Below are 22,174 nucleotides of genomic sequence, written 5' to 3'. Positions count from 1 at the left end.
CTGACTGAAAAACCTAAGTACAATAGGGGCCAATATTGAAAAGCACCCAAACTAAATGACTGCTACGCCACTATCAACTCTATTTAACCACCTTGCTCAACAACCCCAATTACCCAATGAAATTCAACGCCTGTTCCATGGTCGGGGTCGATGTTATCCGGGGCTTGAACACCTTACCGTCGACTGGCTTCAGGGACAGCTTCAGGTTTCTTTGTTTAAAGCGCACGACCTGCAATGGGTGGAGGCCCTAAAAGCAGGTCTATGTGACTTGATGAAAAACCCCGAGTGGAGCCATAAAACACAAGCAATATTATTGCAGCACCGTTATGCGAGCGGTGCACCTGTAGATATCGTCTATGGTGAGTTGCAAGCAATGCCCGTTGTTAACGAGAATGGCCTGAAATTTGGTTTGTCTTTGGGCACCAAGCAAAATATGGGGTTGTTTCTGGATATGCGCTTAGGCCGCCAGTGGGTGCGCCAACACGCAGCAGGTAAACGGATCCTGAATTTGTTTTCTTATACTTGTGGCTTTTCTGTAGCAGCCATAGCCGGCGGCGCTGAGCATGTTGTAAATCTCGATATGTCAAAAGCGGCATTAAAGCAGGGTAAAGTAAATCATCAGCTGAATAGTCATGACTTAAACAAGGTTTCTTTTCTGGGTCATGAGTTGTTTAAGTCCTGGGGTAAAGTTAAAAAGCTAGGGCCCTATGATATGATCGTGATTGACCCACCCAGTTTTCAGAAGGGAAGTTTTGCATTGACTAAGGACTATCAACGTATTTTGAGGCGTTTGGGAGAATTGCTGACTCCACGGGGCGTTGTACTTGCTTGCGTCAACTCTCCTGAAGTGAGTGCTCAGTTTCTGATAGATGAAATGGCAAGAGAAGCTCCGCAAATGCAATTTGAATCCAGGTTGCCAAACCCGCCTGAATTTCCAGATATTGATGACGAAAGTAGTCTAAAATGTCTGGTGTTCAATACACACGGCGCTAGTTAAGCAGCCAATGAGATAGGATCTGTTGATATTTTCCCGAATCTTTGAGCTTAGCCAGAGCTGACTTTAACAGCTCGGCTTGTTGCTGGTCGAAATCTAGCCGGGTTGCAAGGTGGAGCTCTGAAGGAAAAGCCGGAACAGCTAATTTTCGTTCTACCTGCTCTGCTGGTAATCCCAGTGCGCTGAGCTCCTTGTTGATGGTTTGTGCATTAGTTAAAACCAAGTCAGTACGGCCCTTAAACAGCATTTGCCAGAGTGTCTGATAATGAGAGACCAAGACTAACTCATGCTCTTCTGAATATCCTGCGGCACGCAAAAACCTTTCACTGTAGTAGCCACGAATGGTACTAACCCTATGTTGTCGGGCGCTGTTTAAGTCGTGCAGTGAAAATGTTCGCTCCTTCAGGCCAATTAAATAGGCCTGAGCATGACACATAACACCCAAAAAGCGGTACTGCGTGGCTCGTTCCGGAGTCTTAAGCCATGAGAGCATGAGCGTGTTATTATTTGCTCTCATCTCGTGAAGCGCGCGTGCCATAGGCATTATTTCTATGCTGCCGTCCAACCCTGTCTCAGTCAGTAGCTGTTTTGCAATCTCTACAAGAGCACCTGTGGGCTTTTCGTTTGCATCGAGAAAGTGATAGGGAGGCAGGTCTTCTGCAACGAATCTGACGCTAGCAGTGTGACCGAAAAATGGCACAAACATATACAAAAGGACAAACAAGAACGCAAAACGCATAGGCACACTGTATACATCTTAAAACCAGCAGTGTGCCGTGTTTCTGAATAAAAATCCAGTTCAGCACCTCAGACCACTTAGGTGAAACTTGAGCGAAGCACACTTAGTTTGCGGGTGGTATGTGTGTCCTTGCTTCGTATCAGAGGTGATGAAATTAGTCTCTTAAGCGGATCTCAAACTTATCAGAGTAGCGCTCCTGCACCGCTTTCGCTGAACTACCACTGGCATAGCTAGGATCAACGTTGCCTCTGCGAGAGCGAGCAAGATAAAAATCGGCACTGCATTCCTGGCGAGTATTGATTGAGGCATCCTTTAATTCTTCAATGGCATCCAGGTCGATGGTTAGGCTACCGTCGTCTGAAAGCTGATCATTGCTAACGTAAATAAAGGTGGCGTCGCCATCATTTTTCTTACACTCAATAGATAATTTACTCTCGAGTTCAGTATCGTTTTCTGTACCCGGTGTCCATGACAACGTCACTGTATCAGTAGCCGAAAAAGACTGGTTTTTTTGCGGTGTGACAATGTTAAACGGCTGTGGTAATAGCATGGTTGACGTCAGAGTTTTGTTTTCCGAGGCTCTGGTAAAGTCTACAGTGAACTTGGTACCACCTGCCGTAACATCAAAGATGGCGCGGTAATCTACGTCAAACAGTTCTTCGTCCTCGACCATAACCTGACTTGTATTTGCGGCTTTTGCGACCAGCTTGTCACTTGACGTAAGCCTAATGTTATTGCCATTCGGGCCATCAATATTTAATTCAGCAATGACACGAGACGTTTCCCCCTGCGTTGTCACGTAGATTTTTGACCAGATTGCCTCCGTTTTTACATTTTCGGAGTCAGTGGTTTCGGTTGAACATGCCAGCAATGCTGAGCAAGCCGACGCCAGTACGGCGAGTCTTACAGTATTCATTGTTGTCCCTTACAGGTCTATATCATTGATAGCCCCATTCTAATCACGAATCCGCACGGGAAAAATGGGATTTTACATTTTAAAACAAACAATCTGGCTTTTAAAACAATCAATCTGGCTTTTAAAACAATCAATACCCAGTTAGACAGAGATATTTTGCTGAGCTACTTGCGGTGCTTTAGTCAGTTTTACTGCTATGCTTTGAATGTTAAACAGGTTTTGAGGGTTGTGGCTTTATGTCTTTTCGTAGCGCAATGTGGATGTTGGTTTTGGTATCCGGTATTGTGCTGGCAACACCTTATACTGAAGCAGAGTTTGAGCAGCTCAGGGCGCAAATCCGTACTACTTCTATTAAGTCACCACTAAAGGCAATAAGTTTGACTGACGACATGCTTATCAAGCATGGCGATAAATTATCGACAAGACAGAAAATTCGACTTCTATATGGCAAAGCTTGGTTTCAGATCCAGACGGATGATATCGAAGCTGCCATTGTAACATTGTCTGGTTGCAAAAGGATGAGTAAAGAAATCTCTGACCCAACGATATTATTTAGCTACTACAGTCTAACAGCCGGTGCATTAACTCGGATGAGTATGTACGAGAGAGCATTAGAGAATTATCTCGAAAGCTACCGAATAGCAGGCTTGATGGACACTGAACTATTTCTGCGCCAAACCGAAAATAATATAGGTAATGTCTATTTAAAACTGGGCCGATACGAGGATGCCAAGGTTTATTTCGAGCGGTTTTACGAGGATGCCAAGGAGAGGGCGTTACCTCAACAGATGGGGGTTGGATTAAATAATCTTGGCGAAGTCTACTTTGGTTTGAAGGATTATCAAAAAGCATTGCTATTTCATAAGGATAGCCTGAGTTTGAGGGAGGAAAATGAGCTGACCTATCATAGCTCCTGGTCTCACCACAATTTAGGCAAAACTTACTTAGCGCTTGGCAACTCTGAGTTGGCAGAACAGCATTTGGTATCCGCGGTGGCACTGCGAAAGCAGAGTAACGCTGTGGCGGACAGCATAGCACCCCAGATAGAGCTGATCAGGCTCAAACTGCAACAGCAAGGCAACCGCGAGCTCGAACCGTTGATCCATGAAGCGATTTCATTAAGCAGTCAATATGACAGGTTTCAAGAAAAAGTAGAAGCCCATCAACTATTGGTTGATTACTATAACCAAATGCAAGATTGGAAAAATGCCCTGAACGCATCTGATTTATACATGCAAAGTAAATTCGACTTCTTACAACGTCAGGCCGAAACTGGCGTGGCATTTTATGCAGCTCAAATGAACCTTGCGATGAAAGAGCGGGATATTGCTAAGTTAACGCAAGAAAATACTCTGTACCAACTTAATACTCAAGCGGCTCGAAACCAGCTTATCTTAGTGCTGGTTTCAGCGTCTATTATAGTTTGTCTGAGCCTGTATTTTATGCGTAGGATCCGAGCAAAAAACCATGCGTTAACAGAAACGCTGGATAATCTTAAAACCACCCAAAAGCAGTTACTGGAGTCCGAGAAAATGTCAGCTATGACTACACTGGTTTCCGGCATGGCACACCAATTAAACACACCGCTCGGTTTGGTGGTTACCTCGGCATCCTGTCTGGAAGATAAACTCAAAGACATAAGTACGTTGCTCAGCGATCAAAAACTCAGTGCTAAGCAGTTACAGGGGTTTCTCGAAGACGCATCAGAGATGCTTTCAATGACAGCAAAAAACGCCAGCCGGGCAGCGGATCTGATCGCTCGTTTTAAAATGGTTGCTGCGTCTTTGGATACCAGCGACGTGATGCATTTTGACGTACTTGATTATCTTACGCAACGGGGAGCTCTGATAGGGCAAAGTCTTGATCAGAGTATAAAATTGGATGTTTATGGAGCGCCTTGTCAGGTTATGTCTTATCCTGAAGCTTTGCTCAAAGTGATATCTCAATTGGTGAATAATTCCTGTGCCCATGGGTTTGTTGACCAGCCTTTTGGAAAAATCACGATAGAAGTAAAAGATGAGGGTGAATACGCGATAGTAGTGTATGAAGACAATGGTGTGGGGATCAGTGACGTTGATCAGCAACAAATGTTTGATCCTTTTTATACGAGCCAGCTGGGACAAGGGAAGCTGGGTTTAGGCCTGAACATTGCCTATAACTCTGTTGTGCAAGTATTAAAAGGCAGCATACAGTATGAGCACAAAGCGCATGGTGCGAGGTTCGTAATACAATTTCCCAAAAACCTCCCATAACTGCAAAAAGCGGCGATATTGAGTCCGACCGGGAAGTAGCCAAGCCTCAAGAGCAGTTCGGACTAAAGCACAATCCAAGCATGCATTACTCTCTTTAAAGTGACGACTCTTAAGGGGAGAACTAATGTACTTAAGTGGTCAAAAGAATTCGTAATAAAAGCGTAAATAATGATCTTTTTCATAAGATGATGTGATTATGTTTAATTCATAGTCTCTATTTTTGAAACGAGCAGATACCTCCAGACAAGATAGAGCGGAAGAACCGGAACATTCATCAACAATGAGAAGGAAACACTATGAAAAAAAGCCTATTAGGTATATGCCTGTTGAGCACGGTTAGTACAATAACCGCCGCTCACGAGAAAACTGAGACCGCTCATTCATCAGCATACTTGCTATCAAACCAGTCACAATCAATTTATCAGGTGGGATTTACCAGTGATGAGCAAAAAGCAGACTATCTTGCACAATATCACGATGCCATGATTGAAGCCCGGGATCGTTATTTACTGCTGACGTTAAATCAGTCTGAGGCGAATATACTACGTAGCGCGGGAGTATTGATTTTTCCCCGTCCAGACATAGCAACCCAGCGTCTTGTAGCACCGACCGCATCTATACGCTCCGACAGTGTGGATCAGGTATCAGGTATACCAAATTTTCCTTGCTACCCCACACTGGCAGAAACCCACCAAATGGCACTGCAACTTGCAAAAACTTACCCGGATTTTGTCGAGCTAAAACAGATAGGCCCATCCTGGGAAAAAAGCCAGGGGCTGGGAGGTCATGACTTAACTGTGCTCGTATTAAAAAACAAAAAGAAAAACAAATGGCGTAAGCGCCCCGCTTTGTACATGCAGGGCGCACTGCATGCCAGGGAGTACACTCCGGGTGCAACAACAATTAAATTTGCTAAGTACTTGCTTGAAAACCGCGAAACGAATGCTGATGTGAATTGGATCCTGAATCAGCGAGAAATCCATATTCTGTTAATAGCGAACCCGGATGGTCGGATTCAGGCTGAGCAAGGTTTGTCTTGGCGAAAAAATACTAATACTGCTTATTGCGCCATTAATGAGAGTATGCGTGGAGTCGATCTTAATCGTAATTTCGATTTTGCCTGGGCATCGCCTATCGGTGGATCAACTGATGATCAATGTGGAATGAGTTTTCACGGCCCCAGTGCCGCGTCTGAGCCTGAAACACAAGCGATTCAGACATACCTTCATTCTCTGTTCCGTGACAGACGAGGTGATCAGCTTGTTGATCCTGCGCCTTTGAATACTCAAGGTGTATTTCTCGATCTGCATAGCTTCAGCCGTTATGTTATGTGGCCTTGGTCGAGTGAGCTTGACCCAAGCCCGAACGATCCGCAACTGTCCATGATGGGGCACAGGCTGGCAGCGTATAATAATTACCTGGCGTTTCAGACCAAAGAGCGCTTTAAAACAGGAGGGTCTGCAGATGGCTATGCTTATGGCCAATTCGGCGTGGCAGCCTTTACTTTTGAGCTGGGCAACACCTTTTTTGAAAGCTGTGCCAACTTTGAAGGAGAAATATTCCCTAATAACCTGAATGCATTGATATATGCAGCAAAAGTGGCGAATCGTCCTTACAAACTGCCAGGAGGACCGCAAATTGTGGATCTCAGGTTACAAGGAGCTGGCCGTGAAGCCATACCCGCAGGAACTCCTGTGCAGATAAAGGCGATTGTAGCGGATGACCATTTTGGTCCCTCTTTAGTCGGCGAGGCCCCACCCAGTGAAGCGATCAAAAAGGTGGAGCTGACCATTAAGAAAAAAGGAAAGCATATAAAGCGCAGAATTATGTTGCCTGCTGCGGATGGTCTTTTCGATTCTGCTAGTGAGGCCATTGACTACACGCTTGATACAGGCCGCTGGCGCAATGGGAAGTACACCCTCACGCTACGTGCGCAGGATATTTCTGGCCAGTGGGGGACCAAATATGCCAAATACCTCACCATAGACAATTCGGTAGACGCGACTAATGAAACCCCGGTGGCTGATTTCACCCTCCAGTGTGGTTATGGCATTTGCGGTTTTGACGGTACGGCGAGTCAGGATGACGGAGAAGGGCTGACTTATCGTTGGACTTTTGAAGGAGAACGTTTTTATGGCATTTATCATGGTCAGCAGGTTGAAATTGAGTACTTTTCTGCTGGGAACTACTCGTTAACTTTACAGGTTGAAGATAGCTATGGCTACCGGAATATAAAAACGGCGCACCTGGAGCTTGATGGCTTACGCCCACCCGTTGGCCTATTTGATTACCAGTGCAATGGGCTAACATGTGACTTTGACTCATCAGCTTCCTACGATCCAGATGGTGAAATTATTGGACGCTACTGGCAATTTGGTAGCGATACGCCGTTTGAACCGGGCGCAGAAAAAATGACGCATACTTTCCCACAAGCGGGGGAGTACATGATTGCTTTTGTAGTTATTGACAACCACTATGAATTCCACGAAATCTACCAGACAATTTCAGTAGTAAATAATTAAACAAGTAGTGAAGTAATTACGAGGGCGCATTTAGGTGCGCTCTGTTTAGTTATTCCGCTCAGCGTTTTCATTGGACAGTGAAGTAATGATTGCGATACCTCGAAAAAGTGTCCACCCTCAGGTTTTCAATTGGATTGAAATGACATATCGACGGCCTGATCTTTTAAGTTTGTGCACTTTAAATACAGACGAGCATTGTAGAAGTTAAACGTAGTCTTAATAGGTACTTTAGCACTATTATCATTCCTTTTTACACCAGTTTTAGCGAAATCCACTGTGATAGGAAAGTGTTAAACACCATATATGTTTATTGGTTGTTATCTTCTCTATTTATGTTAAATAAAAGTGTGTTTTGAGGTTTAATTGATCGGGTTGAAGCATTTTTGAAGTAAAAAATTAACCTTTCTGAGGCTTGTTTGTTGTTTTATTGGTCTACTTTTACGACCGCTAATCACCAAAATAACAAGGAAAAAGTAGATGAAACAAGCATATAAATTAGCACTTTGGACCATCGCGGGCCTGACCGTTGCGCAAGCCCATGCAGGCACGACCACATTGAACCTTACGAAACCAACAGGTAACCCCAACGCGCCACAAAAACTTCGTACGGTAAGTCTGGGTTCACTGGCGGACAATTTGTTTTCTGATATGAGGCAGCTTGAACTGGAGACTGAGGCAGACATTCGCCAAGATATCAGCAGAATGAGTGCAGTAAAGACGATTTATGCAATTGATGTGGACGCAAAAAATATCTCCGCGACCTTCAGTGGGACAGACAATTACAAAGTACGCTTAACCGTAGGGAACCTCGGTTTATATACCAAGGTTAAATTTGATGGGGTTAATGTGTTGTGCCCCAGCGTTAATGTTGCTGTTCGTCTGGAAAATTTAAGACCAACAGTAACATACAATTACTACACAGGCGCGCTGGAAGACATTGATGTCTACTACAATCGTGATGTTGACGTGAGTTGTTCAGGTGGCTTGCTTTCAATTCCGGGTATTAGCCATTTCGTAAACTACTTTGCATCTGACGCAGCGACAGGTGTAGTAGATGATCTGATCAAAGCAAACCTGCAACAATTTGCCCCACTGGAACAGCCAGGCGCATTATTCGGTATGCAAGAGATATTGTCAGATAGTCGGGTACGTGGCAATGTCGATGCTGCAGAGCGTTATCTGGACATAGACATTGATAATATCATTGGCAATCTGGTAACAGGCATGAATCTCACTGTTAGCCTAAAACGAGACGCCCATGGATATGGTAAGCATCAGGCGCATATTGGTGTATATCAGACAGCTCCAACCATCACCGCCGCATGGGGGGGGCAGTTTAATGCCAGCGCGCCAGGTGCTAACCGAATCAGCAAGTATGCGTTGAGCGGGACCTGGCGCACCAGCAGCTGGACACCTGGGGTGCTATATAACAACCAGTTTATAGGCGCAATTGCTTACAACCGCGCTTATGGTATTCCAAGCTATCTTGGGCAGAAGCAGGTTACCATTGGCAACTGTGGCAAAGCATGTGAATAACCACTGCTGACAATCAATATTTTCTATAAGTGGAATAACAGGCTTGTTTAGCTGTTATTCTATGGTGACCGCATCAATAATCTGAGCTTTGTCACTGGCTACATAGATCCAACAGGACTTGCCTGACTTTAGTACGGCCTTTCGTCTGACATAGTCATCTACCTCATAGCTATCAGCGCGTATTAATTCCTGTTCGGAAATTGAGAAAACAGTCCCCTCTACCTGATCGGCCTCGTCGGTAGTTTGGATGAGAATGGGGTGATGTTCTTTACCACTACTTTTTAGTACGTCAGGATCACTAATTTTAACCAAGCCAACGCGATAGCCGACTAAGGCGTCAGCCTGTCCGTTGAGAAGGCGCCCAAACGTGTCGATTTGTACTTGCGCTTGTTGCAATGTACCGTACGAGAATAAAGCTTCCATGTGCATTCCTTAGTTTTTTGGCTCACTTTAAATGACGCCTGACCATTCGTAAAGCGGGTTTACAGGTCTGTGGGACGACCAAGATCCCTGCTCTGATAGTTACATACTCCGTCAGGAAAGGTCTGTTCCAGCAACGTTTGATGGGGGCGAGCATCGAACGGGAGATACCAGCCTTTTTGGATGGCGGTTTCAATACTGACCAATGGGCACTTAAACATATCTCCGCCCCAGTCTCCACCGGCCTGAATTCGACTGGTACTGAACATAGGAAAACGACTCTGGCATTTACCCTGTGGTTTCTTATTCCACTGTCCATCAAAGACCTCAGAACCTTCAGCATAGATACTGCCATCGTTATTGAAGCAGGTGTCTTGCAAAGAGGCTGGTCTTGCCGACGCAGCATCAAGCTGTGGATAGCGTTTCATCCTGAGTAACCATTCATCCATTGCGGCAAAAGCCGCTGTTGTGGGGTTGTGGTCTTTATGCGCAACCCAAATTACATGGTTTTTACTGTGGCCATTTCTCTGAGCGATACGTACCCGGCTGTAAAACGAAGCAGACATATGGTGCATGTCTAGCTCATTTTCCAGGTAGTGCCGAGCGTCTATGATCGGTAAATTAATTTGACCAATAAATACTTGTCCAGAGCGATAGGCTTGCTCCATGGCCTCTAAGGAACCTTCATGGCGACGTGCAGGCCCTGCAGAGGCATTTGTTATGTTGTGGTTTCCCCAGAGTGTTAGCCAGATAGGGATACGGGTGCCCAGTGGCAGTGCAATGTCTTCTTGACGCATATCCGCCTGGTGCTTCCAGCCGCCTATGTGATGATTAATGTGTATGAATTCATCAAAACTAATATGACCCTCACGCAGAGCGTTCAGACCATACTGGACGCCTACATTATCCCAGGTGCTTCTGCCAAAGCCTTGCTCATCTTTGCCAAAGATATGCACTAGATCCTGCCAGTAGCTCCATCGAGTTTGTGTAATCACCTCGTCAGAAAAAAAAGGTCTTAAAAATCCTTGTCGAGGGTTATTAATGAATGCTGACAGGCCAAAATAGCCATTAATGCACTCACTGTTACCATCCGGAAATGAAGGAACGAACCCTGCCATGAGCTGGTTCAGAGGTTGTAAAAAGCCGGCTTTTTGCGGGAAATCATTGATAGCATTGAGGCCCTCAATTTGTCGCCTACGCTCCCAATCCCGCCACGCTTTAGGGTCCTGTGCTCGAAAAGTGAAGTAGTTATTGAGCAGATCACAGTCAAGTGCATAGGTGGTTTGTGTGATCATGTCGGGATAGCTATATAGTGGGATAAGTCCGTCCAGAATCCCTTTACTATTTTGTCCTATCAGGTACTGTGCCAGTCCCCCTCCGGAGCCGCCTATGCCCACGGTATACAGAGGCTCACCATATAAGCTAGTAAACTGCTGCTTGACACGTCTGGCAGTATCTTCAGCAAGTAACATGTTATAGGTATAACTGGTTTTGTTGCCACTAGAGCTTATTACCGCATACCCGTCCAGCAATTGCTGAGCCTGGCGAGTCATTACCCGGGAGGCCTTTTGCCGGCCTTGACGGTAGCCAATCCCGGACCCTCCATTAAACTGATAAATAAGCTTTTGATTCCATTTAGAATGGCTACTACGCTCTCCAACTTCTCCATTGGAAATTGGCATGACAAGGGTATAAATAAAACGGTTAATGGTCCCTTGCTCTATTCTGAACAAGGGGGATGAGTCATGTGAGCGGGCGCTGTTTTCATCGAGCCTGGTGGCAATATACTTACCGTCTTGCATTGTCAAAGTGAAGTAGAATAACCGAGTGGGTAGTGAGCAGTCTTTACTGTAGCCGATGATCTGTGTTCCCTGAAAAACGGGTATTCCCAGGCCCTGTTGATTGTCTACAAGCGGCTGTCCAAGTTCAGACTCTTGGGTCATGCAAAAGAAAGGGTACTGATTCGGACCTGAATACAGGTTTGTTGTTGGACCTGTTTTTTCTAACTCAATTGGAAAGTTAAATGAATCCTGTGGTCTGGAAACCTCTGAAATATGAGGAGTAAAGTGTAACAGCTGATTGGGCTGTGGTGTAGCAACCGCGCTTATCTGTCGGGCACTGACCTCATCATGGTGAGGGTAGAAGTGCACTACCACACCCGTGATTGCTATCAGCGCTAAGCTGAACAGAAACATGAACCCGACATTTTTGCTCATAACGACCTCTTCTGATTCAAATCAGTACGCATAATAATAAGTGTAGGGCGAAAGAGCGAAGGGGGTTGTTGTTTATTTGTTATTTCAGTGGGCAGGGTTGTAACTGTTATGCACTTTGTCGATGGCTTTTAGGATGGTGACCTTAGTTGAGGGTTTGGTGATATAGCCAGTCAGTCCAAGCGTTGCCCATTTACGGATCAGGTCTTTATTTCGGTTAGTCGACAGGGCAATAATTGGAAGCTTTTTGCAGTGCTTAAAGGTACGAATGTTTTTCGTGGTATTGTATCCATCCAGCTCAGGCATAAATAAGTCCATAAAAACCATATCAAATTTATGCTTTTTCAATAGCTTGATAGCCTCCAGACCCGTGGTAGCGTACTCAGTCGTATGGTGTTCTTCATGAAGGATCTTGAGTAGCATTTCGCGATATATTTCGTTGTCTTCGACGACCAGAATATGCATTTTGGGTGGCGCGTCAGACGCTGTAGGCGTTGTGACAGCAGGATTGGGGGCGGGATGAGCCTGAGCGGCTGCAACGCTGCGTGGTACGCCTTTGTCATTCAGTACGGCTAACAACTCAGCCATTGAGACCTGTTTGCTTTTGAGTTGCGATTTGAGCAGCTCGACACTCTCAACAAGCTGATGCTCAAGTTGTTCTATCAGTGGACTAATATGTTGCTGGTTAAGTTGTTCTAACAGCTTTTTTTGTACCTGGTTATGGCAGGGCTGTTGTGCAATCTTATCTCTGTTATGTGCAAAGTTTGCCTCTGTTCTGGTTCGGTATTGCGCCACATCGTCAATAAGCGCGCGCAGGTTGTTGTCTATTTTACCAAAATGAACTTCCTGTAACTCAGAGCTTTTTTTACTGCCTGACACTTCATTGAGTGCGTTGTGTAAAATCATCCTGAAGCGATAGTTTTCGTACATGGGTTTATGAATAAAATAGTCGCTGAAAATGTCTTTCATACAGCATTTAAATGCAATGCCTGACTCTTTATTTTCACACAGCAGGATGTTTTTGTGAGGATAATTGAGTATTCCTTGCTTCGCCAGCTCTGTGTATGTTTCTATGCTGCTTGTGACAGTGTCCTTAGCCATGATGATGATGGCCGGACTGCTTTCAACAATCAGCTCCGTCGTTTCTTGCCAGTGAAACACTGTGCGGTATGCGTCTGTATGAGCGCCGACAATTTCTATCACCCCCGTCAGTTCATCTGTTTTGTCACAAACAATAACGACCTTGGGCTGAGTTTGGTCAGGATTAGTTCCCACCATAGCTATCGTTTCCCTGAGCGCATGTATGATACCTTACTTTTGATTAGATGATGCCCCAAGCAGTGCCCGGAGCTGATGCAAGGATATGGGTTTAACAAAGTAAGTATCTATCCCTACTGTGGCATATCGGCTGGCACAGATCTCATCCCCAGACATGCCTATCAAATGGCAGGGCTGTTCATGCTGCGACTGCTGTTCCCGCAGTATATTTGCCAGTTGCAGCCCGCACTCACCGTCTTCAAGGTGCGCATCAATAAAGGCCCAGTCAAACCAGCCGCCCTCAAGGTGTGCCAGTAACTCTTCCTTATCTCTGGCCTGAGATACCTTCACGCCCAGAGTCGCTAATTGATTGCTAAGCAGATTTAAAAACAGGGCATTATCATCAATCAGGATTGCGCTTTGACTCATGTTCCCCACTCCAATAGAGGCTTATCGAGATTGTGCACCAACCAGCTCAACAATGCCTCAGCGGCCAACGGCTTGGCAAATAAGAACCCCTGTGCAACATCAATACCGCAGTGGCGTAAATAGTTTAGTTCACCCACCTGCTCTATGCCTTCTGCGACGGTCTTCAAAGACAGTTTTTTTGCAAGATCAGACGTTGCAGAAACAATTGCTTGCTTTTTGCTGTCCGTATCACAATTTTGCACAAAGCTACGATCAATTTTGAGTTCACTGAAAGGGACCTGATTTAATTGTGTAAAGCTTGAAAAACCAGTGCCGAAATCGTCAATGGACAGTGGAAACCCTTTTAGCCTGAATCGGAGCAATACTTCCAGCGTGCGAGGCAAATTGTCGAGTAACTGGCTTTCTGTGATTTCCAGGATAATCTGTTTACGGGGCATTGAGTATTGTTCGCACAAGGTGGCGAGCTTGTTTGGTAGTTCAATGTCGTACAGTGCTCCAGCGCTAAGGTTGAGGCTAAAACTCAGAGATTTTACCAGCTCATAATGCTCACGATACAGAGTCAGAGTTTGTGCAAGCAGCTGCAGTGCGAGGTCAGCCGAATACCCTGCACGCTCGAGCTGAGGAATGAAGTCACCAGGCGGGACCAGACCATCAAAAGGATGGTACCAACGAGCGAGGATCTCCATGCCAATCACATTGAGCGATTCTAACGACACCTTGGGTTGGTAATGTGCTTTAAATTGCTGCCGGTCAAGGCCAACTCTGATATCGCTGGCGTTGTAGCTTTTTTCAGGCTGAACCGGAGATTTTCTGTGATGTTGATCCAGGCACTCAAGCAGGGTGGTCAATCGTGCCAGAGACACGGGCTTGTCGATATTAGAGATGATGTTTAGGTTATGCATGGTCCCCAGATTACTGGCGGTTTCTAATACATCTTTATCTTCGCCGCTGAGTAACACGATAGGGGTTGTTAATTGGGTATCGGCAAAAATGCGCAGTAACTCTATACCATCAATTTCTGGCATATTCAGGTCTAAAAAAATTAAAGACGCAGAGTCACAAAGCCCTGAGTCCAGTGCGCTACGCCCAGCGGTAAAACCATGGTAGTCGACATCCCGGGCGACTTGTTTTAGTAACAATTCCAGCTGGGTAATGATTAACTGGTTGTCATCGATTGCGATTACTCTTATCAGATTATTCATCTCGCCTTTAATGACCTTAAGGTTTGAGCATGTTGGGCACTGATTACGACCTGCCTGACTAAACTTTTTATCCAAGTATAGTTTCAATTTCCACACATGCGGCATTAAACTTCTCGTGACAGACCTTTTGCAAGACCTGGACCTGTTCTACGTCTTCAGCTTTCGCAGCTTGCTCAAGTGCGTAAAACTCATCGGCAAGTGATTGAGCACCAATTGCTTTTGCTGATGATTTTAATTGGTGAGCCGTGTTCTTTATGGTGCCAAGCGACACATCCGTGGCATTTAAGCCCTCGACCAGAGGGCGAGAATCAGCCAAAAAGCCGTGTAAAAACTGCTTTTGAATGCCTCTGTCAGTGCCCACGTAATTTTCCAGCACACCTAAGTCCACCATACGTGTATTGATCTCGACTGGTTCATTCCCTGACGTCTGATTATTTGGCAAAGTAAGGTGCGGCGCCTCAGCCACTGCATGTGAATCTAATTCGGTGTGACCATTTATGCCCTGTGGCTGCGCAGATTTGGGTTGGTGCAACCACTGTTCTATTTTGCTGCGCAAAGCATGCAACACAATGGGCTTGCAAATGTAATCATCCATGCCGGCATTAATGCATTTTTCTCGCTCGCCACTGAGTGCGTTCGCAGTCGCAGCGATGATGGGCAGGCAGGGGACCTTTCCTTGTTCTTCGAGTTCACGAAAGGTTTTTGCAAATGTGTAGCCATCCATCACAGGCATATGACAGTCGCTGATGATTAACGAGAATTGGTACTTCTGCATCAGTTCCAGAGCGATGGCGCCATGCTCGGCAATAATGCACTGCAGCCCCAGCAGAGCGAGCTGGCGTTTAAACAGATCCTGATTGTAGACATTGTCTTCGATCACTAAGATAAGGGCATTTTTTTGTTGTGCTTGTTCTATTGTCGGCAGCTGCTCATCACCTGGGAGTGAGCTCATGTCTGGCTCTGGACTGAGCTGGCCTTCTAGCGTGGCAATTTTTTCTATGACCCTGAAGGCGTAGTATGGGTTGTTCTCTATGGCATATATGTTGGTGCCTTCTGCCGTGGGCATATTGAAACTGGCATGTTCCAGTACCAGACACTTTAATTCGCTGTTCGTCGAAATAATATCCTGCCCATTGGTCACCAGATGCTGATATTTCTCGCTGGTGATGATCAGGTAGTCAACACTCAGGCGGGCAAGCAAGTAGGCATTGAGGTCTTCACCACTGATTACCTGGCATTGCATGCCATGTGCGCTGAGGTTATGTACCAGGTCCTGTTCAAATTTATCATCATCAGAGACGATATAGGCGGTTAATCCCACAAAGCTAATCGCGATTTCCTGATCGCCTGTCGCACTGGGAGAAAAAGGCAGCGTAACGATAAAGTTACTGCCGACATCTTCCAGGCTATGGCACACAATAGTGCCTTGCATCAGCTCACAAAGCCGCATGGTAATGGACAAGCCTAACCCGGTGCCACCATACTTTCTCTGTATACTGTCATCAGCCTGAACGAAAGGCTTAAACAGGCCCTTCGTTTGTTCTTCATTCATGCCTTTGCCATTGTCCTTGACGCTGATCTCTAGGAATCCGGGTTCAGGAGACGGTGACACGAAGATCTCAACATGACCAATTTTACTGGCGGATGTTTTTGTAAATTTAACCGCATTACCCACCAGATTAAGTAAGATCTGGCGGATCCTAATTGGGTCGCTCTCGTGCCAGTAGCCCAGAGAAGGGTCAAAGTAAAAGTTCAGAATGATGCGTTTTTCGTGGCACTGATGGCTCATGAGTTCGCACAGCTCTTTGGTCAGGTTTTGCCAGCTGAAGGGGGTGTGCTCAATGACCATTTTACCCGCTTCAATTTTCGAAAAGTCGAGTATGTCGTTGATGATTCGCAGCAACATCATGGCTGAATTTTTAGCGACTGAGGTCAGATGGCGCTGCTCATCACTCAGCCTTGACTGGGATAAGATATCCAGCATGCCGACCACACCGTTCATCGGGGTTCTGATCTCATGGCTCATTGTGGCCAGGAAACGGGATTTGGCTTTGTTGGCGGCTTCGGCAGTTTCTTTGGCATCGGCCAAGGTGGTGGCGTCATTTTTGCGTTGGGTAATATCATGCTGATAAAGCAACATATACTTTTTATCGTTACACATGAGGTTAGTTAAAATCACCTCAAACCACATTTTCGAGCCATCAAGCTGATAGCAAATCTCCATATCTTTATAATATAGGTCACGTGTCTTGGCAGCTGACAGCGCTTCCAGCAAAGGCTTTTTATTCGACAGTGGTAACAAGGAAATTACGTCAACTAAATTGTCATCCACACGCATTAAGGTGTTGATGAACAGCCCGCTTTCTTCTAAGTTCAGGCGCTTGCTTTTGTACCAAAAGCGGTTGATCAGACGGATATTCGCTTCACCGTCCAGCAGCAAAATAAAGGCTGGGATGCTATCCAACGTGGCTTCCAGCAGGCTCTCGGTTTCTCTGTTTCTATGTAACAATTGCTGGACCTCGTGGCGCTGGATTTCGGCTTCTTTCATCCTATCCAGGGCTTCCTGGCGTGCCGCTTTAAGCGATGCCTGATACTTGTGTTGTCTTTGCTGCTGCGCCACTTGCTCTGAAATATCCCTCACGACCCCGACTACACACATGGGGAGTGTTTGATCGCTTTGATGAGAGGTCATGATCACCTCAAGTTGTATTTCTGAGTCCTGCTCATCGCGTAGATTCAAAGTGAGACGGTGCTGTGAATCCGACGTCTGATTACGCAGGTGTTTGAACAAGGCTTGTCGACTTGTACGTGTGAGTTTTCGCAATACTTCTTTATAAGGGGCATATTTTCCGCTACTTTGAATATTGAGAATGGTTTTAAGTGTCTTTGACAGCAATACCTGGCGGCTACCTTCTTGCCACTCCCAGCTCCCCATGCCAATTATCTGCTCGGAATTGGATAACAACAGGCGCTCTTTATCGAGCTGACCTTCGGAATGTTGAAGCTGCTCAATAATTCGGTTTTGTGCTCTATGCGCCAGCACCAATGCGGTCAGGCTCAGGGTGAGGAGCAACACCAGCTGAACCGAAAACTCTTGCTGCAGGGTACTGATATAACGCTCAATCTGCTGGGGGTCTTGTGTTGCTCTGACAGTAAAGCCAAGCGCGAAATTACGATGGACCAGTTCCAGGCCATTTTGATTTGTCGCAGTGCTATGGTCCGAGCTATGGTCATTACGCCCAATCACAATGTTATTGAACAGCAAATGTGTTGTGATCCCCTGATAGGCAACCGGCATTTTGAGGATTTTAGCGAGCGTATCATCGATGGGCTGAACGAGTACCAGCAGGATGTCAGAGAGTCCGGTTGCACTTGTCTGTGGTGCAGTTGATACACTATACAACTTGTTATTACTGTCCGTGAGTAATGCAAGCGAGAGAGACTTTTCACCTTGCCTGGCAATACTATTAATGATCGTCTGTTGCAACTGTTGTATGGGTAAAGTCGCGGGAAACAAACCGACCAGGTCATTATCTTTAACGGTAAACTTGCCGATGTACTCCGTTCCAGTCGCATTTGAAAAAACAGGCTGTTTGGTGATACTCAGTGTTTGCAGGCGTTCGGTCAGCGGGGTTAGCCATAAGTTATCGATGGCTATCACCGAATAGGCCAGATTGTTACTGAGTTCATTAGCCGAGCGGGTGTAGAGGCTGTTGCTGAGCTCCCCCTGACTGATATCGTGCTCCGACATGATAAAAGAGACTATCAAGCCTAAAAGCAGCAGCAACTGGGATAGCTTAACCGGAGTCTGATATCGTTTTGGGTGGGCTGTATGCCCGAGCGCCCGCCATAGCAGAATACTCGAAGCGATCAGAGCAGCAAATGAAAGCAGGCTCAACATGACAGCATCCGATTTTTCTGCGTTGTGCAATGCCAGCTCTGTATTGAGCAGGTTTTTGTTTCCAGCCAATTGCGTGTTAACTATTGTGATTAGTTGCTCAAGAAATTGGGTTTTCTGTTGCCACCACTGCTGCGCATTAAAACGACTCTGGCCTGTGCGTTCTATTTGCATCACTAGGTTGTCGAGCGCCTGGTTAAGCGGTTGTGCCAGCAGGGTATCCACTTGTTGCGCAATCTCATTATCAAAGGGAGTGTTTTTTAGCAGAGCAAGGTGTGTGTTGTGCAAAGTAGACAGTTCAAAAATAGCGCTTGCCGGGCTGTCGAGGGTGTTGTTAAGCAGGGCATAGGTGTGTGCCCTGAGTTTACCTGCCTGTTCAATGGCAAGCGTTAAACTATATAAATGGCTGTTGGGCGCATCGGCAGCAATTTTCAACTCAATGGCCAGGAACAAATCCAGTAGCGCGTTAATTTTAGCAGTGTACAGAGTCATGGCCTGTTCTCGCGTAAGTAAGCGCTGGTCAAACAGCGCCCTGAGATTCATTAACTCTGCGGTACTAGGAAGGGACGAGATGAGGTTTTGGTTTTGTGCGCCCTGAGTTGCAATACTGGTCAGCGCGGTATTACTGGCATTACGATACTGATTGAGCTGGTTGAGGGTCTCTCCGGTGGCGCGCTCCGACAGCCCAAAGCTATAGCCTCGCTCTTTTTGGAGCGCAAAGATAGCATGGCTTATTTGTTGAATATAAAGGACGTTTTGCAAGCTCTCCTGCGCTGCCGTCTCCTGATGATGTGCTGAAAAATAGGCGCGAGCGAATCTATCAAGCATCACTAAACTGGCAAGAACGACGGTTAACCATAGAATAACTCTGACATGCACTCGCACGTGTGCTTTCCTTAATATAGACGTTTAGGCATTTTTAACTATAGTGTATAAACCATCTGTTAATTGGTGATTTGGATGAAAAGTCCGCCACTACCGGATAATGAAGCACTGCGATTGCAAACATTACACGACTTGCAAGCGCTTGATACCCTCCCTGACGCAGAGTTAGACAGGCTCACTGAATTTGCAGCCCATGTTTTCAATGTCCCTATAGCGCTTATTAGTCTGGTCGACAGTGACAGACAATGGTTTAAGTCCAGAGTAGGACTTGATGCCGAGCAGACCTCTCGGGATATTTCGTTTTGTGGTCATGCAATTTGTCAGGAAGACGTGTTTGTTATTGATAATGCGACAAAAGATGAGCGCTTTTTTGACAACCCTCTGGTAACCGATGGGCTCAGTATCCGCTTTTATGCAGGCTGTCCTTTACGTCATCCCAACGGTTGCAATATGGGGACTTTATGCCTGATTGACAGTGAGCCCCGAGAGTTTAATGAGCACGATGCGTCAATTTTGAAGCAAGTTGCAGACGATGTGGTTGAACGGTTAATAAAACTGGCCCGACCGTAGCGTACATTGCTAGTATTTATACTGGTTTTTAATGGTAGTGCGGACATCTTCTGGTAGTGCTGATAGTGCGGCTTCCAGTTGTTGTGCCAGGTGCGCATTACTGTGCCGGTAGCCGATAAACTGAGGCTCACGGTGAAAGTCCTGAGCCAGCAAATTCACAGGCAGATTGAACTTATCTATCATATGCTGTGCCCACTGCTTATCCACCAGCATAGCATCGACTCGCTTGGTGGTCAGGATATCAAAAAAGGTTTTCGCGTGTTCGTCGTTTTCTTCATAATAAGAGCGCCTGACCAGTCGAGCATTAAGGGCTTCAAGTTTTCGATATACCGCTTTAGGGTAGGGATATTCAGTTGCCAGCATAATCCTGGGCGTATTGATAGTTTTAAAATCACCCAGAGTTTGAAACCTGGCAGCAGACACTGCGAGACTGAGTTGCCAAAAGGTTGTGGTATCAGAAAAAATGGCCAATCCATCCGTTTTGTCGACATGCAAAGAAAAGTCTGTACTACCAAACTTAACGTTGGCAACGCAACGTTTAAAGGGCAATTCGCTGAACTCTACTGTGCGATTCAGGGCCTGAGCTGCGGCTTTGATCAGGTCGACCTCCAGACCTCTTGCAATGCCATCGTGATCAATAAAACTAAAGGGACGCCAGCGTTCAAAACAGACGGATATTGGGGCTGAAACAACATCGGATTGCGTATTTTCAGCTTGCGCCAGCTCAGTCCCAGACAAGGAAAATAAAGTAACGTTTAGAACCAGGACTGCCCGTAAATAAAGACGTGCCATTGAACCCTCTGTGAAGCATTAATAGGATTGCGGTAAAAACAATGCAGGTTCGTTTCTTCGCAAGCGCCGCAGCGCCTGATTCATACTCTGAACCCATTGGGTTTCTACCTGCTTATTACAGGCAAAGCCCAAATATGAACGGGAAAGCGGCAATATCACGCGGTAGTGTGCCGGGTCTATGCCTGCCCGTTTAAACTGAAAGCGTGCGATAATATCGCCGTATGCAATTAAGTCAATGCGTTTTAGTTTCAGCATTTGTACCAGCTCGAATCCAGACGCCAGAAAGACCAGATTGTCCTGTCCGATGTTCGACTTTCGCAACAGCTGGTGGCCAATGTCGTTCTTCACTACTCCGATTTTGTAGTTCTTTAAGTCGGCCAAGTCCTCGACCTGATAAGCATTATCTTTATGACCAATAATGGCTACTTGGTTATCAATCGAGGGGCCAATAAATTGAAATAGCTCCGCACGCTCGCGTGTATATGTGATAGAAAAAATGCAGGTGTTCGGTGAGGTCATAGCCATACGATAGGCTCTGGGCCAGGGCACCAGCATGATGTCTCTTTTATCCAATGTCCAACCCAGATCCCGATAAATGCTATTCAGAATACGGATGGATAAGCCCTCGACCTCGCCATTGATATGGTAGTTAAACGGCGGGTAGTCTTCGGTTACCCACTCCAGGTTGGGTGTATCATAAGCCGCACTAAAGGCGACTAGTGGATATAAGGCGACTAAACGTAGTAACTGATGCATTGCAATCTACCTTATGATCGGGCCAATGCAGAGGCCGGCAAAGATCTGCAAATGAATATAGTGTCAGTATAGTACGCTGAGCGCGATTGCACTGTTTGCTGGTAAGGAGTTACGTGTTGTTTGCAGGTGAGAGCCCTTAAGACAAGGAGAATAGATTGTCGGGTGTTTTGGCCGATTCGGGTGCCAGCTGTGGGTCTTGTGTATCTCCAAGCAGATCATCGATTGCCATTTCCAGTCTGGCTTTGAGTTCATCAATGTTGTCTTTGAGCTTGTCTTTCTTATAAGAGGGAAGAGACTTATCATCATTGATTTCCTGTTCTGTGAGTTCCAGCATTTCAATTCTGACTTTGAGTTCTTTGTAAGCCATAAAGTCTATGCCAAGATTATTGAACAGCAAGGCTTCGTTAACTTCATGGGGCTCGACGCTGACTTGGATTGGCATCTCCATGATTTCTCGCATGGTTTCCTGATAAAGTTGGATGTGCTGTTGTTTCTCTGGCAAGCTCAAATCTACGTATTTCTGAGCATTGTCTTTCGCAATCCGGTGAAAAGTTTTGGCCTGCCCGGAAATATTAGCGGGATCGATCTCCGTGGAAATCGTAACATCACTGGATTGCACACGCCCTGCTGAATTCATGGCGTTGTAAAGCTGCTGTGTAAACTGGCGTTGTTGATCCAATTGTACCTGGCTGTGTTTCGGATGTGCAGCGTTCCCGGTGGCAGACTGTTGTGTGAATGGGATAACTTTCATAAGACAATTCCTTTAAGTACGTCAGGATTATTAAGCAAAGAC

Annotated in this window: 16 protein-coding genes; 5 read left to right on the top strand and 11 right to left on the bottom strand. The window is 45.9% G+C overall.

Features of this window, described 5'->3' with window-relative positions; genetic code table 11:
* Nucleotides 1-55: 55 nt before the first annotated feature.
* Entirely contained in the window at nt 56-997 is a 942-nt protein-coding gene (locus tag CWB98_RS03735; RefSeq protein ID WP_138543611.1) for a class I SAM-dependent methyltransferase, read from the top strand.
* Here CWB98_RS03735 and CWB98_RS03730 read toward each other — a convergent pair.
* Together CWB98_RS03730 and CWB98_RS03725 are read right to left on the bottom strand one after the other, a co-directional pair.
* Nucleotides 990-1,733 (bottom strand): substrate-binding periplasmic protein, encoded by a 744-nt coding sequence (locus CWB98_RS03730; RefSeq protein WP_138543610.1) that lies wholly within the window; start codon nt 1,731-1,733, stop codon nt 990-992. The two genes, CWB98_RS03735 and CWB98_RS03730, sit on opposite strands and share 8 nt — an antisense overlap.
* Before the next feature lie 154 nt (nt 1,734-1,887).
* Nucleotides 1,888-2,649 (bottom strand): hypothetical protein, encoded by a 762-nt coding sequence (locus tag CWB98_RS03725; RefSeq protein WP_138543609.1) that lies wholly within the window; start codon nt 2,647-2,649, stop codon nt 1,888-1,890.
* Nucleotides 2,650-2,885: 236 nt separating this feature from the next.
* Between CWB98_RS03725 and CWB98_RS03720 the strand changes: the two genes are divergently transcribed.
* The 3 genes from CWB98_RS03720 to CWB98_RS03710 all read left to right on the top strand — a co-directional run bounded on the left by CWB98_RS03720 (nt 2,886) and on the right by CWB98_RS03710 (nt 8,959).
* Nucleotides 2,886-4,901 carry a tetratricopeptide repeat-containing sensor histidine kinase gene (locus CWB98_RS03720; RefSeq protein ID WP_138543608.1) on the top strand — a complete coding sequence of 672 codons (2,016 nt, stop codon included), beginning with the start codon at nt 2,886-2,888 and terminating at the stop codon, nt 4,899-4,901.
* A 296-nt stretch (nt 4,902-5,197) separates the two neighbouring features.
* Nucleotides 5,198-7,423 (top strand): M14 family zinc carboxypeptidase, encoded by a 2,226-nt coding sequence (locus CWB98_RS03715; RefSeq protein ID WP_138543607.1) that lies wholly within the window; start codon nt 5,198-5,200, stop codon nt 7,421-7,423.
* A gap of 477 nt (nt 7,424-7,900) precedes the next feature.
* Entirely contained in the window at nt 7,901-8,959 is a 1,059-nt protein-coding gene (locus CWB98_RS03710) for a hypothetical protein (RefSeq protein WP_138543606.1), read from the top strand.
* A gap of 54 nt (nt 8,960-9,013) precedes the next feature.
* Here the strand turns inward: CWB98_RS03710 and CWB98_RS03705 are convergent, their stop codons facing one another.
* The 6 genes from CWB98_RS03705 to CWB98_RS03680 form a co-directional block, all read right to left on the bottom strand.
* Nucleotides 9,014-9,382: a gamma-glutamylcyclotransferase family protein gene (locus CWB98_RS03705; protein ID WP_138543605.1), complete on the bottom strand. Its 369-nt coding sequence runs from the start codon at nt 9,380-9,382 to the stop codon at nt 9,014-9,016.
* A gap of 59 nt (nt 9,383-9,441) precedes the next feature.
* Entirely contained in the window at nt 9,442-11,595 is a 2,154-nt protein-coding gene (locus tag CWB98_RS03700; RefSeq protein WP_138543604.1) for a DUF6351 family protein, read from the bottom strand.
* 84 nt (nt 11,596-11,679) lie between these two features.
* Entirely contained in the window at nt 11,680-12,870 is a 1,191-nt protein-coding gene (locus CWB98_RS03695) for a response regulator (RefSeq protein ID WP_138543603.1), read from the bottom strand.
* Between the two features lie 33 nt (nt 12,871-12,903).
* Nucleotides 12,904-13,278 (bottom strand): response regulator, encoded by a 375-nt coding sequence (locus tag CWB98_RS03690; protein WP_138543602.1) that lies wholly within the window; start codon nt 13,276-13,278, stop codon nt 12,904-12,906.
* The gene (locus CWB98_RS03685; protein ID WP_171045575.1) at nt 13,275-14,480 is read right to left on the bottom strand and encodes an EAL domain-containing response regulator; all 1,206 of its coding nucleotides are present in this window, start codon (nt 14,478-14,480) and stop codon (nt 13,275-13,277) included. Before CWB98_RS03685 ends, CWB98_RS03690 begins: the two co-directional genes overlap by 4 nt.
* 67 nt (nt 14,481-14,547) lie before the next feature.
* Nucleotides 14,548-19,263 carry an ATP-binding protein gene (locus tag CWB98_RS03680; protein ID WP_138543600.1) on the bottom strand — a complete coding sequence of 1,572 codons (4,716 nt, stop codon included), beginning with the start codon at nt 19,261-19,263 and terminating at the stop codon, nt 14,548-14,550.
* A gap of 75 nt (nt 19,264-19,338) precedes the next feature.
* On the opposite strand from CWB98_RS03680, the gene CWB98_RS03675 reads away from it, so the two are divergent.
* A complete protein-coding gene (locus CWB98_RS03675) occupies nt 19,339-19,833 on the top strand; it encodes a GAF domain-containing protein (protein WP_138543599.1) in 495 nt (164 codons plus the stop codon).
* A 9-nt stretch (nt 19,834-19,842) separates the two neighbouring features.
* Here CWB98_RS03675 and CWB98_RS03670 read toward each other — a convergent pair whose 3' ends face one another.
* The 3 genes from CWB98_RS03670 to CWB98_RS03660 form a co-directional block, all read right to left on the bottom strand.
* Entirely contained in the window at nt 19,843-20,625 is a 783-nt protein-coding gene (locus CWB98_RS03670) for a substrate-binding periplasmic protein (RefSeq protein WP_138543598.1), read from the bottom strand.
* Nucleotides 20,626-20,643: 18 nt separating this feature from the next.
* Entirely contained in the window at nt 20,644-21,381 is a 738-nt protein-coding gene (locus CWB98_RS03665; RefSeq protein ID WP_138543597.1) for a substrate-binding periplasmic protein, read from the bottom strand.
* Between the two features lie 136 nt (nt 21,382-21,517).
* Nucleotides 21,518-22,132 (bottom strand): hypothetical protein, encoded by a 615-nt coding sequence (locus tag CWB98_RS03660; RefSeq protein ID WP_138543596.1) that lies wholly within the window; start codon nt 22,130-22,132, stop codon nt 21,518-21,520.
* Between the last annotated feature and the right edge of the window lie 42 nt (nt 22,133-22,174).

Origin of the sequence: Pseudoalteromonas rubra (assembly GCF_005887115.1) — a bacterium.
In the GTDB taxonomy this organism is placed as follows: Bacteria; Pseudomonadota; Gammaproteobacteria; order Enterobacterales; family Alteromonadaceae; genus Pseudoalteromonas; species Pseudoalteromonas rubra_F.
The sequence above is the reverse complement of the archived record's forward strand: the minus strand, read 5'-3'. Positions and strand labels throughout refer to the sequence as shown.